The organism is Paenibacillus sp. FSL K6-0276 (assembly GCF_037977235.1).
GTDB lineage: Bacteria > Bacillota > Bacilli > Paenibacillales > Paenibacillaceae > Paenibacillus_AQ.
This window is the reverse complement of sequence record NZ_CP150276.1, coordinates 3,757,998-3,771,481: the sequence shown is the minus strand read 5'-3', so window position 1 is coordinate 3,771,481 and position 13,484 is coordinate 3,757,998. Positions and strand designations below refer to the sequence as shown.

11 protein-coding genes are annotated in these 13,484 nt (G+C 45.1%); all 11 read left to right on the top strand.

Translation table 11 applies throughout. The annotated features are described in order from the left end of the window. Positions 1 to 249 precede the first annotated feature (249 nt). The 11 genes from MHH52_RS17720 to rpsO all read left to right on the top strand — a co-directional run bounded on the left by MHH52_RS17720 (position 250) and on the right by rpsO (position 13,418). Positions 250 to 4,578 (top strand): PolC-type DNA polymerase III, encoded by a 4,329-nt coding sequence (locus MHH52_RS17720; RefSeq protein WP_340003830.1) that lies wholly within the window; start codon positions 250 to 252, stop codon positions 4,576 to 4,578. 199 nt (positions 4,579 to 4,777) lie between these two features. Next, entirely contained in the window at positions 4,778 to 5,245 is a 468-nt protein-coding gene (rimP, locus tag MHH52_RS17715) for a ribosome maturation factor RimP (RefSeq protein ID WP_042128863.1), read from the top strand. A gap of 26 nt (positions 5,246 to 5,271) precedes the next feature. Beyond that, on the top strand, positions 5,272 to 6,369 hold the full coding sequence (gene nusA / locus MHH52_RS17710) for a transcription termination factor NusA (RefSeq protein WP_042189417.1): 1,098 nt from the start codon (positions 5,272 to 5,274) through the stop codon (positions 6,367 to 6,369). 28 nt (positions 6,370 to 6,397) lie between these two features. Further along, on the top strand, positions 6,398 to 6,706 hold the full coding sequence (locus tag MHH52_RS17705) for a YlxR family protein (protein WP_313639280.1): 309 nt from the start codon (positions 6,398 to 6,400) through the stop codon (positions 6,704 to 6,706). Beyond that, complete coding sequence (locus MHH52_RS17700; protein WP_042128860.1) at positions 6,699 to 7,022, top strand: YlxQ family RNA-binding protein; 324 nt, start codon at positions 6,699 to 6,701, stop codon at positions 7,020 to 7,022. The genes MHH52_RS17705 and MHH52_RS17700 overlap by 8 nt, the downstream gene beginning before the upstream one ends. Then, positions 7,015 to 9,690, top strand: a complete 2,676-nt coding sequence (infB, locus tag MHH52_RS17695) for a translation initiation factor IF-2 (RefSeq protein ID WP_340003829.1) — start codon at positions 7,015 to 7,017, stop codon at positions 9,688 to 9,690. Before MHH52_RS17700 ends, infB begins: the two co-directional genes overlap by 8 nt. A gap of 18 nt (positions 9,691 to 9,708) precedes the next feature. Continuing rightward, positions 9,709 to 10,056 (top strand): 30S ribosome-binding factor RbfA, encoded by a 348-nt coding sequence (gene rbfA / locus MHH52_RS17690; RefSeq protein ID WP_313639279.1) that lies wholly within the window; start codon positions 9,709 to 9,711, stop codon positions 10,054 to 10,056. 70 nt (positions 10,057 to 10,126) lie between these two features. Beyond that, positions 10,127 to 11,104, top strand: coding sequence for a bifunctional oligoribonuclease/PAP phosphatase NrnA (locus tag MHH52_RS17685; protein WP_313639278.1), 978 nt, complete (start codon positions 10,127 to 10,129; stop codon positions 11,102 to 11,104). Beyond that, positions 11,101 to 12,015: a tRNA pseudouridine(55) synthase TruB gene (truB, locus tag MHH52_RS17680; RefSeq protein WP_313639277.1), complete on the top strand. Its 915-nt coding sequence runs from the start codon at positions 11,101 to 11,103 to the stop codon at positions 12,013 to 12,015. The genes MHH52_RS17685 and truB overlap by 4 nt, the downstream gene beginning before the upstream one ends. A gap of 37 nt (positions 12,016 to 12,052) precedes the next feature. After that, positions 12,053 to 13,000, top strand: coding sequence for a bifunctional riboflavin kinase/FAD synthetase (locus MHH52_RS17675; RefSeq protein ID WP_313639276.1), 948 nt, complete (start codon positions 12,053 to 12,055; stop codon positions 12,998 to 13,000). Between the two features lie 148 nt (positions 13,001 to 13,148). Next, entirely contained in the window at positions 13,149 to 13,418 is a 270-nt protein-coding gene (rpsO, locus tag MHH52_RS17670) for a 30S ribosomal protein S15 (RefSeq protein WP_036656390.1), read from the top strand. Positions 13,419 to 13,484 lie beyond the last annotated feature (66 nt).

Sequence of the window (13,484 nt, the reverse complement as noted above, 5' to 3'; positions counted from 1 at the left end):
ATAGGCTTACGCTATAAATTATTCTTCTATTTCTCGCATAAACGCGTACCGTCCTTATAAGGACGCCGAATGCGTTTATGCTTGAAATCTAAGAAAGTATAAGTTTCACACTATACGTTATCCTTATATTTTTACGAGAAACGGTTATCGTCTTTAAAAGACGATAACGTCGTTTCTTCTTATCATATTGTACTTTCACTGAATATCATTGATTGTGTTTTACGGAGTTATCAAAGGTGGGAGGAAAGCATGGAACAAAACCAGGAGAGAAGAAAAAGATTCGAGCTCTTGATGAAGCAAGGTGAAATTCCACCTGCAATCATGGATCCTTACTTTTTAGATGGGCATATAGAACGTGTAGAGATCAGCCGCGGTAACCGAGACTGGCAAATTGTTATTGCGAAAGAAAGTCTGGTTCCAGCACAGGTATACCGGACATTTTGTCTCAGAATGCGAGAGAAGCTTCAGCATATAGCCAAAGTAAGCTTTTTGTTCCTATATGATGATAAAGTTAGTAAGGCAGAGCTAATCCAAGAGTATTGGGGATTGTTTCTGGAGTGGGTGACCCGCGAGATCCCTTCGGTTAACGGCTGGCTGACACGCTCCACCCAAGAGCTTAAAGATGACACTTTAATGCTGACGATGAGTGACTCCACTTCTATGGAGCTGGCTCGAAAAAAAGGCATTGATGGGGCAATTATTAAATTTTTTGATAAGTATTTCGGGCTCACCTTAAAAGTTAAAGTGCTAATGGCGGAGAACGAAAATAATAATGTAGAAGCATACGAAGAATTTCAGCAAAAACTTCAGCAGGAACAACGAGAGATCGTTGAGCAGATGATGACTGCTGTAGAAACAGAAGCTCCTGCTGATGATAGCGATCCTAATGAAGTAATTAAGCTTCAGGTGGGATATGAAATTAAGGAACAGGCCGTACCGATTCTTCAAATTCAAGATGAAGAGAAGAAAATTACAATTCAAGGTACCATTTTTGGTCTGGATCGTAAGGAACTTCGCAATGGCAGTACTTTATTCACCTTCAGTCTGACCGATTTCACGGATTCTCTACAAATGAAGATGTTCGCGAAGACTAAAGATGATCTGAAGGTTATGAGTCTGCTAGCTAACGGTAAATGGGTAAGAGCACGCGGAAAAGTAGAATATGACCGTTTTATGCAGGTACCCGAGCTCGTGATGATTCCTTCAGACTTAACAGAAGTTAAGGCGCCGCCTGCACGTAAAGATACGGCTCCTAAGAAACGGGTGGAGTTCCACCTTCACACTACTATGAGTACGATGGATGCGGTCACTCCGATCACTAGCTATGTCAAAACAGCTGCTCAGTGGGGTCATCCGGCGATTGCTATTTCTGATCATGGCGGGGTTCAAGCTTTTCCTGATGCGAACCATGCAGCTCATAAGCATAAGATAAAAATGATTTATGGTGTGGAAGCCAATGTTGTGAATGACTCTGTGAATATTGTCGAGAATGCTCAGCCTTTGGACTTGAAGACAGCTACCTATGTAGTGTTTGATATAGAGACCACGGGGTTATCGATTACCCGCAACAATATTACGGAGCTCGCGGCCATTAAAATGTGCGAAGGCAAAGAAGTAGACCGTTATTCTACTTTTGTTAATCCGCATGAGAAGATCCCTTATCATATTCAGCAATTGACCAATATTACAGATGAAATGGTTAAGGATGCGCCTGATCTTGAGCCAGTGCTGCATAAATTTGTTGAATTTGTGGGAGATAGTATCCTCGTTGCTCATAATGCCAGATTTGATATGGGTTTTATTCAGGCATCGTTACTTAAAATAGGTCAACCAGTGCTTCAGAATCCAACTCTTGATACTCTTGAACTCGCACGTTTACTGTATCCGACAATGAAGAATCACAGGCTGAACACATTAGCCGATAAATATAAAGTTCTTCTGGAAAGCCATCACCGTGCGATAGACGATACCATAGCACTCGGCGGGATTTTAACAGGATTGCTCGCAGATGCTGAAAAGATGAAAGGCATGACTCGCCTTGATCGACTGAACGATTATGTGGGTAATGATCTTTCGAACACAAGACCGTTTCACTGTAATATCTATGCACTTAATCAGGTGGGCAAAAAGAATCTCTATAAGCTCATTTCCATGTCGCATACGGAATATTTCAAACGTGTACCTTGTATTCCTAAATCAAAGTTGGAAGAGCATAGAGATGGACTGCTCGTGATTTCCGGTTGTGAACGTGGTGAGTTTTTTGAAGCAGTACTCAACAAAACCACTGAGGAAGCCATGGAAGTTGCTCATTTTTATGATGTGCTGGAGATTCAGCCATTGACCATGTACATGCATTTGGTGGACAAGGGTTTTGTTGCAGGACCTGAGGAGCTTCGGGATGTAGTTCGTAAGGTTTGCGAAATAGGGGAACAGATGAATAAACCTGTTATAGCAACGGGGAATGTGCATTATCTTGAACCCCGGGACAAGCTGTATCGTGATATTACGATTAACGGGATTACAGGCTTTAGTCCTCTTAAAGACCAACGCAAACCGGATGCACATTTCCGCACAACGGATGAGATGCTGGCTGAATTCGAATTCCTCGGTGCTGAAAAAGCGATGGAAGTCGTGGTTACAAATACAGTAGAGCTGGCTGAACGTTTTGAGGAACTGGAGCTATTTCCAGATAAGCTATTTACACCAATTATTGACGGAGCGGACGAAGAAATTCGCGAAACCTGTTACAACACTGCCAAATCCATATATGGTGAAGAACTGCCTGAGGTAGTGATTGCCCGTTTGGAGAAAGAGCTTGCACCAATTATCAAATACGGATTCTCTGCCAACTATTTGATTTCTGAACGTCTTGTTAAAAAATCAAATCAGGATGGATATCTCGTAGGTTCTCGGGGTTCCGTAGGGTCTTCTGTAGTAGCAACCTTTCTTGGAATTTCAGAAGTTAATCCTTTGCCTGCGCATTATATTTGCCTTAACCCTGAGTGTCGCCATAATGAATGGTTCCTGGACGGTAGTGTGCGGAGCGGATTCGATTTACCCGACAAAGTCTGTCCGGATTGCGGTCAGAAGCTCAAAGGCGAAGGGCAGGATATTCCGTTTGAAACCTTCCTCGGATTTAAGGGGGATAAAGTTCCCGATATCGATTTGAACTTCTCAGGGGAATATCAACCGAATGCACATAACTTTACCAAAGAAATGTTTGGTGAGAAAAATGTATTCCGTGCCGGAACGATTGGTACGGTAGCTGAGAAGACAGCCTTCGGTTTCGCGAAGAAATACGAAGAACTTCATCAGAAAAGTTGGCGTGGAGCTGAAGTTGGCCGTCTGGCGGCTGGATGTACAGGCGTTAAACGCAGTACGGGACAACATCCCGGTGGTATAGTCGTTGTTCCAGACTATATGGAGGTAGAAGATATTACGCCAGTGCAATTTCCGGCGGATGATGTCAATGCCGAGTGGAAGACGACACACTTTGATTATCACGCTTTTGATGCGAATCTGCTGAAGCTTGATATTCTGGGTCATGATGATCCGACGATGATGCGGATGCTGCAGGATTTGACAGGTATTGATCCAACCTCTATCCCGATGAATGATCCGAAAGTAATGAGCATGTTTAACTCTACAGATGCGCTTGGAGTAAGACCAGACGAGATCAGATCACCGGTTGCGACATACGGTGTGCCCGAAATGGGTACCAAGTTCGTACGGCAAATGCTTATTGAGTCGAAACCGTCCAGCTTTGCTGACTTGCTGCAAATATCAGGTTTGTCTCATGGTACCGGGGTTTGGCTTGGTAATGCGCAAGAGCTTATAAAGAATAACACTTGTAACATTAAGACCGTTATTGGTTGTCGCGATGATATCATGCTCTTCTTAATTTATAAAGCGGGAATGGATGCGAGCTTGGCCTTTAAGATTACCGAGAGTGTTCGTAAGGGTAAAGGGTTGTCTGACGAATGGATCGAGGAAATGAAAAAGTGCAAGGTTCCGCAATGGTATATTGATTCTTGTCTGAAGATTCAATACATGTTCCCGAAGGCGCATGCTGCTGCATACGTTATTTCTGCAGTACGTACTGCCTACTTCAAGCTGTATCATCCTATTGAATATTATGCGACCTATTTCTCTGTACGCGCAGCGGATTTTGATATTGAACTATGCTGTAAGGGATATGAAGCCATCAATCGTCAGATCGTAGAAATTGAGCAAAAAGGATTTCAAGCTTTACCTAAGGAAAAGGCTATGTTGCCTGTCCTTGAGATGGCTTTGGAGATGACGGCACGTGGGTTTACATTCAAAAATATTGATCTTTACCGTTCAGAAGCGAATAAGTTTATTGTTGATGACAAGAGTTTGATTCCTCCGTTTTCCGCATTAGCAGGAATTGGTGAGAATGCTGCTGTTAACATAGCTGCTGCGAAAGATGCTGGGGAGTTCCTTTCTATCGAGGATTTCCAACAGAAATCCAAGGCGAGTAAGACGGTTATTGAGCTATTAACCAATATGGGCTGTTTCCGCGGCTTACCGGAGAGTAATCAACTTTCCCTATTTTAAAGGCTTTAACAACACTTATTTCATGGCTAGAAAAGAGCACTCCAAAGGGGGAGTCAAGGGCTTGCACTTGTCAGTCCAGACTCACTATGGTATAATTTCTTTGGTAATAATGAGATAAGTCCGTTGTGTAAAGAGTGGGGAAACCCACTCTTTATCTTTGGTATATAGCAAAAGACAAGTTCGTGGAGGTAATTTTCTTTTGAGCACACCCAAATCTAAAATTAAACAAACGGTAGAGCAGATGCTCGGGCCCTATCTCGACGACAATGGTTTCGAACTGGTGGACGTTGAATACGTGAAGGAAGGCTCCAATTGGTTTCTGCGTATATTCGTAGATAAAGAAGGCGGCATTGATATTGATGACTGCGGAAGCATTAGCGAATATTTCAGCCAACAGTTGGATGAGAATGATCCTATCCCAGAGGCATATTTCCTTGAGGTTTCCTCGCCGGGAGCAGAGCGCCCTCTCAAAAAAGCTGCGGATGTAGCTAAAGCGGTAGGTAAGGACGTGTATGTGACTGTTTATGAGCCGATTCAAGGACTCAAAGAATTTGAAGGTCGTTTGCTCTCGTTCGAGAACGAGGAACTGCTCATCTCCGCGGGCAAAAAAGAACATGTAGTACCGTACGCCAAAGTCGCAAGCGCGAGATTGGCCATTATTTTTTAACGTCTTGAAAGGGGGGCCGGAAATTCATGAGTATGGAGTTTATTGAAGCAATGAATGAGCTGGAAAGGGAGAGAGGCATCAGTAAAGATGTGCTGTTTGAAGCAATCGAAGCGGCGCTGATCTCTAGTTATAAACGTAATTTCAATGCGGCACAGAACGTGCGTGTTGACATGAACCGCAACACAGGTGTCATTAAAGTGTTTGCCCGAAAGCTAATTGTTGAGGAGGTCCTGGATACAAGGACTGAAATCTCATTGCCGGCAGCCAGAGAAATTAACCCGCATTTCCAGCTTGAGGATATCGCTGAGCTTGAAGTGACACCACGTGATTTCGGACGTATTGCTGCACAGACTGCAAAGCAGGTTGTAACTCAACGGATTCGCGAAGCAGAGCGTGGACTCATCTATAATGCTTTTATCGACAAAGAAGATGATATCGTTACAGGACTTGTACAACGTCAAGATATGCGGAACATCTACATTGATCTTGGTAAAATCGAAGCGGTTCTTCCGCTTAGTGAATTGATGCCAGGTGAGAAGTTCAAGCAAAGCGAGCGTATCAAGGCTTATATCACTAAAGTTGAGAACACCACTAAAGGACCGCAAATTATGCTGTCCCGCAGTCATCCCGGATTGCTGAAGCGTCTGTTTGAACTAGAAGTTCCGGAAATCTTTGACGGTGTGGTTGAAATTCGTTCCGTAGCTCGTGAAGCTGGCTTCCGTTCGAAGATTGCTGTGTATTCCCGCAATCCAGAAGTGGATCCAGTTGGTTCTTGCGTAGGTCCAAGAGGCACACGCGTTCAGACCATCGTTACTGAGCTTCGTGGCGAGAAGATCGATATCGTCCGTTATTCTGATCTGGTGCAGGAGTATGTGGCTAATGCACTTAGCCCTTCCAAGGTCCTTGAAGTTCAAGTCTTTGAAGCAGAGAAAATGGCACGAGTAATCGTTCCTGACTATCAATTATCACTAGCTATCGGTATTAAAGGGCAAAATGCACGTCTTGCTGCTAAGCTTACCGGCTGGAAAATTGATATCAAGAGTGAAAGTCAAGCGGAGCAGGAATACGGTAGACCGAGAACTTCTATTGATGAAATGCATCAGGATTCCGTCTCCATTGATTAATTAACCTGCTTGACGGGAGGCGTATGTTATGAAACAAAGAAAGGTGCCGCTGCGCAAATGCGTTGCTACCCAAGAGATGATGCCGAAGAAAGAGCTGATTCGAGTGGTTAGAACGCCTGAGGGCGAAGTGCTGATTGATCTGACAGGTAAGAAGTCAGGCCGTGGTGCTTACATATGCGGCAAGCTTGAATGCTTTAAGCTGGCACAGAAGAACAAAGCACTTGATCGCGCTTTGAAATGTCAAGTGAGTCCTGAAATCTATGCCCAGCTTGCCCGGGAGTTTACTTCCGTGGAAGAGCAGTTTCTAGCAGCAAAGGATAGTGAGGATAATGAGTAAGGCACTTTCTTATTTAGGGCTTGCCATGAGAGCAGGCAAGATAGTCACCGGCGATGAGGCTGTACTCAAAGCTGTACGGTCTTCAGAGGCGAAGCTGGTCGTTCTGGCAGGTGACGCTTCAGATAATACCCAAAAAAAGTTCCGTGATAAATGCGGAACCTACGATATTCCACTAGTAATCGCATTTCACCGAGACAGCCTCGGTGCAAGTATTGGTAAAGACCAGCGTGTAGTACTGGCCATTACGGATAAAGGATTCGCGGAAATGATCTCCAAGCAACTCGGAGATACTGTCGGAGGTGGATTTATTGACTAAAGAAGAGAACAAAGATAAATTGCGCGTGTACGAATACGCCAAGTCACTAAACATGAGCAGTAAAGAAATTATTACTATTCTGAAGCGTTTGAATGTCCCTGTGAATAATCATATGAGTGTCATGGAGAACGGTTCCGTGAACAAAGTAGAGCAATTCTTCAAGGATATCAAATCGAACGCTGCAGCCAAGCGGGATACCGGCTCCAGCAGCCGTCCGGTGACAACCGGTGCGGTAACTGCCGAGCCCCAGAGTGCTCAGAATGCCAACAAAAATCAACAGGAAAAGCAGGTAGGTATGAACAGTAACCAAAACAACAACCAATCGACGACGTCCCCAAGGCCCCAAAGCGGACAAGATTCCCGCAGAACACAAACAGGTTCAACGCAGAATGCACGTCCGCAACAAAGCGGAGCTCCACGTACAAATAGTACTAGCGGAAGCCGTCCGCAAGGTAGCAATACAGGCGGCAATCGTCCACAAGGTAGTAATACTGGTGGCAGCCGTCCGCAAGGTAGCAATTCTGGTAGCCGTCCACAAGGTAGTAGTACTGGTGGCAGCCGTCCGCAAGGAAGCAGTACTGGTGGCAGCCGTCCGCAAGGAAGCAGTACTGGTGGCAACCGTCCGCAAGGTAGCAATACCGGTGGCAGCCGTCCACAAGGCAGCAATACTGGCAGCCGTCCGCAAGGACAAAGCAGTGCACCGCGCACTGACAACCGTCCACAAGGTCAATCTGGCACTGGCGGAGGTTTCACACGCGGTGACGACAGAGGTCCTAAGAAGAACACAACTGGTGGTAGACCAAATACGAATAATAGACGTTTTGATGATGGTAAAGGCGGTAACTACCGCGGTCGTGGTGGTAAGAATGGCCGTGGCAAGAATCAACCTATGGTTCACCGTGAGAAGATTGATAACACACCTAAGAAAATTATCGTTCGTGGCAGCATGACCGTTGGTGAAACAGCGAAATTGCTTCACAAAGACGCTTCTGAAGTAATCAAGAAGTTGATCTCTATGGGTGTTATGGCAACCATCAACCAAGAACTGGATATCGACACCATTCTGCTGCTTGCTGCTGAATTCGGCGTAGAAGTAGAAGTGAAGATTCCTGTTGATGAGGATAGCTTCGAAACAGTGGAAGAGAATGATACTGAAGAAGAACTTCAGTCCCGTCCTCCAGTAGTTACGATCATGGGTCACGTTGACCACGGTAAAACTACTTTGCTGGATGCGATTCGTTCGACGAGTGTGTCTCTAGGCGAAGCCGGCGGTATCACACAGCATATCGGTGCTTATCAAGTAGAAATCAATCAGAAGAAAATCACTTTCTTAGATACACCTGGTCACGAAGCGTTTACTGCTATGCGTGCTCGTGGTGCACAGGTAACAGATATGACTATTATCGTAGTTGCTGCTGATGACGGTGTAATGCCTCAGACTGTAGAAGCTATTAACCATGCTAAAGCTGCTGGACTTCCGATCATTGTTGCTGTCAACAAAATCGATAAGCCGGGCGCTGATCCTGATAAGGTGAAGCAAGAGCTTACAAGCTATGAACTTGTTCCTGAAGAGTGGGGCGGAGACACGATTTTCGTTAATCTGTCCGCTAAACAACGCATTAATCTGGAAGAATTGCTGGAAATGATCTTGCTTGTTGCTGAAGTAAATGAGTACAAAGCGAACCCTGACAAACGGGCACGCGGTACTGTTATAGAAGCTGAGCTTGATAAGAACCGTGGACCGGTTGCGCGCATTCTTGTACAGAACGGTACTTTGAAAGTCGGCGATGCTTTTGTAGCAGGTAACTGCTTCGGACGTGTACGTGCGATGGTCAATGATAAAGGACGTAAGATTAAGGAAGCTGGACCATCTACTCCAGTAGAAATTACTGGTTTGACTGAGGTACCACAAGCTGGAGATCCGTTTATGGCCTTCGAAGACGAGCGTAAAGCCCGTGCGATTGCTGATAGACGTTCTACATCCCAACGTCAATCCGAGCTGAATACGAACACCCGTGTAACATTGGATGATTTGTTCCAGCATATTAAAGACGGCGAGATCAAAGACCTTAACGTTATTATTAAAGCTGACGTACAAGGTTCAGTCGAGGCGCTTAAAGGTTCCCTGGCTAAGATCGAAGTGGAAGGCGTACGCGTGAAGATCATTCACAGCGGTGCCGGAGCCATTACGGAATCCGATATTACACTTGCAGCAGCATCCAACGCTATTGTTATTGGCTTTAACGTTCGTCCGGACGCTCAGACCAAGGCAGCTGCTGAACAAGAAAAAGTAGATGTTCGTTTGCATAACATTATCTACAATGTAATCGAGGAAATCGAAAGTGCAATGAAAGGGATGCTTGATCCTATCTATAAAGAGAACGTTATCGGTCACGCCGAAGTTCGTAGCGTCTTCAAAATCAGTAAAGTGGGCACCATCGCAGGTTGTATGGTTATTGATGGTAAAATTACCCGTAATGCTGAAATGCGCTTGATCCGTAGCGGTATCGTTGTGTTCACAGGTAAAGTTGATACCTTGAAACGCTTTAAAGATGATGCCAAAGAAGTGGCGCAAGGTTATGAATGCGGCATAACTTTGGAACGCTATAATGACGTCCAAGAGGGCGACATTATCGAAGCGTTTCTTATGGAAACTGTAGAGCGCTAAGCGAAGAGGTGAAAATAGATGTCTAAAATTAGAGCAGGACGAGTGGGCGAGCAGATCAAGAAAGAGCTTAGTCAACTTATCCAAAGCGGACTGAAAGACCCACGAATCGGTTTTGTAACTGTAACTGGCGTAGACGTGACTAACGATCTTTCGCAAGCGAAAGTATACCTAAGCGTATTCGGGGATGAAGAACAGAAGGCAGGTTCCCTTAAAGCGATTGAAAAAGCAAATGGTTTTCTTCGCTCAGAGCTTGGCAAGGCAATTCGCCTCCGTCACACACCGGAACTGATCTTCAAGATCGATGAATCTGTCGCATATGGCAGTCATATCGAGAAACTTCTCGGAGAGCTTCATAAGAACGATTAGAAATAGGTAATAAAAGGAGTTCAAAATAGCTTGAAGCTATTTTGAACGACCTTTATAAAGGAGACGGCGAATGCAGAGCTATGAACAAAGTCTCCAGCAGACCCGTGAGTTTCTGCTGGAACACGACGATTACCTTGTAGTGTCGCATGTTCAGCCGGACGGAGATGCAGTCAGCTCCACCCTAGCGGTGGGCTGGCTTCTCTCATGTCTGGGCAAAAAATACACTATGCTGAATGAAGGACCGATACCGAAGCGGATGGAATACTTATGGCATTCGGATGAAATCATCAATATGGCCTCTAGTGAGCCGCCCCGTCAATACAGCAATGTGATCTGTGTGGATTGTGCTGATTTTCAGCGAGTTGGACTGACCCATCGCTATTTTGCGAATGATGCTCTAATCCTGAACATTGACCATCACCCCACTAACAACGGTTATGGACTTGTAAATTTAATCAAACCGGATGCTGCTGCGACTGCGGAAATTTTGTTCGATCTGCTGAAGACGTTCGAGATTGAATGGGACATTGATATTGCTACAGCAATATACACAGGTCTCTTGACAGATACTGGTGGATTTCGATATACCAACACATCACCAAAAGTAATGGCAGCCGTGTCTGAACTTCTTTCTTATGGCGTTAATGGTCCTGAACTGGCTGAGACATTACTTGAAGAAATGACATTGCCGCAGGTCAAAATTTTAAATAAAGCGTTAAATACTCTTCAATTATCACCCGATGGGGATATAGCCTGGCTGTATGTTACACCGGAGGATATGATCGAATGTGCTGCTGCTAATGAAGATTTGGAAGGGATCGTGAACTACCCTCGCAATATTCGTGGTGTGGAAGTAGGGATTCTGTTCAAAGTCATTCATGAACGTGCGGTCAAAGTTAGTTTGCGTTCTGCTGGTAAGGTGGACGTGGCTGATCTAGCGCAAACGTTTGGAGGCGGCGGTCATACCCGTGCTGCAGGTGCGCGTATAGAAGCTACACTCGAAGAGGCAATAGCCCAGGTGCTTGAGGAGGTAAGACGTCATTTATGAGTGAATTAGAAGGTGTACTGGCGGTTTACAAGCCTGCAGGCTTCACTTCACATGATGTTGTGGCCAAGGCGCGTCGTATTCTCGGCATGAAACGGATCGGACATACGGGGACACTTGATCCTCAGGTGACTGGTGTGTTACCGCTTTGTCTAGGGCGTGCTACTCGTGTTGTAGAGTATATTCAGGAGTTGCCCAAAGAATATGTGGCAACACTGAGACTGGGAATGTCCAGTGATACGGAGGATTTAACGGGTACCATTACAGAGACTGTAGATGAGGTTCATGTAACTGAGGAAGAAATTCTATCAGTGCTTGCTTCATTTAAAGGTGTTATTTCTCAGATTCCACCGATGTATTCTGCGGTGAAAGTTGACGGCAAACGTCTTTATGAGTTGGCAAGAGAAGGTAAAACCGTTGAACGCAAAAGCCGTGAAGTAGAGATTTATGAAATTGAAATGACGGATATGACTTGGGAAGGCAATCATCCCGATATCACATTCCGGGTGCTTTGCTCTAAAGGCACATACATTCGTACCCTCTGTGTTGATATCGGCCGAGCACTTGGGCTTCCGGGTGTTATGGTAAAGCTAGAGAGAACGATGTCGGCAGGGATTTCAGCTAGTCATTGCCTTTCTCTAGAGGATATTGCGACTCACAAGGAAGCCGGAACATTGGAAGAGCACTTAATCGCTGCAGACGAGGCCATTTCTCATATGCCTAAGCATACTGTAATGGATGAGAAAAAGAAGGCGGCGCTGCAGGGTCAGCGTTTGTCCTCACGGTTTATTGCTCCAGAAGTGAAGGTGAACGGTCAATTTCGGCTATACGATCTTCAAGGTGGATTTCTTGGAATTTATGAACTGGAAGATACAGGTGCAATTGCTCCAGTGAAGGTGTTTGCACAAGCTTAAATCAATTTTACCAAGTGAATTGTAGGTGAGAAACAGCGTGAGAACCGTAACGTTAACCTATCCGATGTCTCCGGAGACTGCTGCAGAGTGGGCTCAGCCTCAAGTGGCTGCTCTAGGGCAGTTTGACGGATTGCATCGTGGACATGCCAGCGTCATTACATCCGCTGTGGCCCTAGCCCGTAAACAAGGTGTACCGGCTGCAGTCCTTACATTTCATCCCCATCCTAAAGATGTTATGGGTAAGGGTGATTATGAAGGGTATTTGACGCCACCCTTAGAAAAGCAAGAGATTCTTGCTAGTATGGGTGTCGATATCTTATATGTTATTGAATTTAATGAGCAGCTTTCCCGGGTTAGTCCACAGAATTTTGTCTCTGTTATGCTTTTACCGCTACATATTGTAACTGCAGTTGTCGGCTTTGACTTTCGTTTTGGTTATCAAGGTGAAGGCGATGTTGAGATGCTTCGCAAGCTGGGTGAAGGTGTTATGAATGTAGAGGTTGCTCCTCCTTTTCTTCTTGAAGGTGAGAAGGTTAGCAGCTCCGGTATTCGTAAAAGTCTCCAGAACGGGGATTTAGGGCTGGCGAACTCGTGGTTCGGTCGTTGTTATCATCTGCGTGGAACAGTGGGACATGGTGAGAAGAGAGGGCGTACGATTGGATTTCCAACAGCCAATTTGAAGCTTAGTGATTATTTTGTCATTCCTACTAAGGGTGTATATGCGGTCCGAGTCTTTTATAATGATAAAGTTCTGTATGGAGTTATGAATGTGGGCGTAAAACCTACTTTTCATGAAGGGGTATTGACTCCAAGTTTTGAAGTTCATCTATTTGATTTCGACGGTGACTTGTATGATCAAGAACTCAAGGTAGAATTAGTATCTTACATTCGTCCGGAACGGAAATTCGAATCCATAGGCGCATTGATCACCCAGATCGGTGAGGATGCAGAAACCGCGAAGAAGATTTTGGGATATAATCTATAGTCATCTCGGACAAGCCGTTTACTTTTGTTAATGGAGATGCTATACTAATAAACGTTGCTGGCTTACAGCAACATAACCTTAGCTTGGTTGCACGTTCTCACCGACGGTGACGAGGCTAGTGGCGATTATATTGAAGGAGGTGAACAGGATGGCATTGACTCAAGAACGTAAACATCAATTGATCGACGAGCACAAAACTCACGAATCCGATACTGGATCCCCTGAGGTGCAAGTTGCTATCCTAACGGAGAACATCGTTAATTTGACTGACCACTTGCGTACGCACAAGAAAGATCATCACTCCCGTCGCGGATTGTTGAAAATGGTTGGACAACGTCGTAAACTTCTGGCGTATTTGAAAAACAAAGACATCAGACGTTACAGCGCCCTGATCGAAAGACTGGGATTGCGTCGTTAATTTTCCATAAGATTACTCTTAAAGCAGCCTGGTTGTATACCGTATGTCCTTCTCGGAGCGACAGCG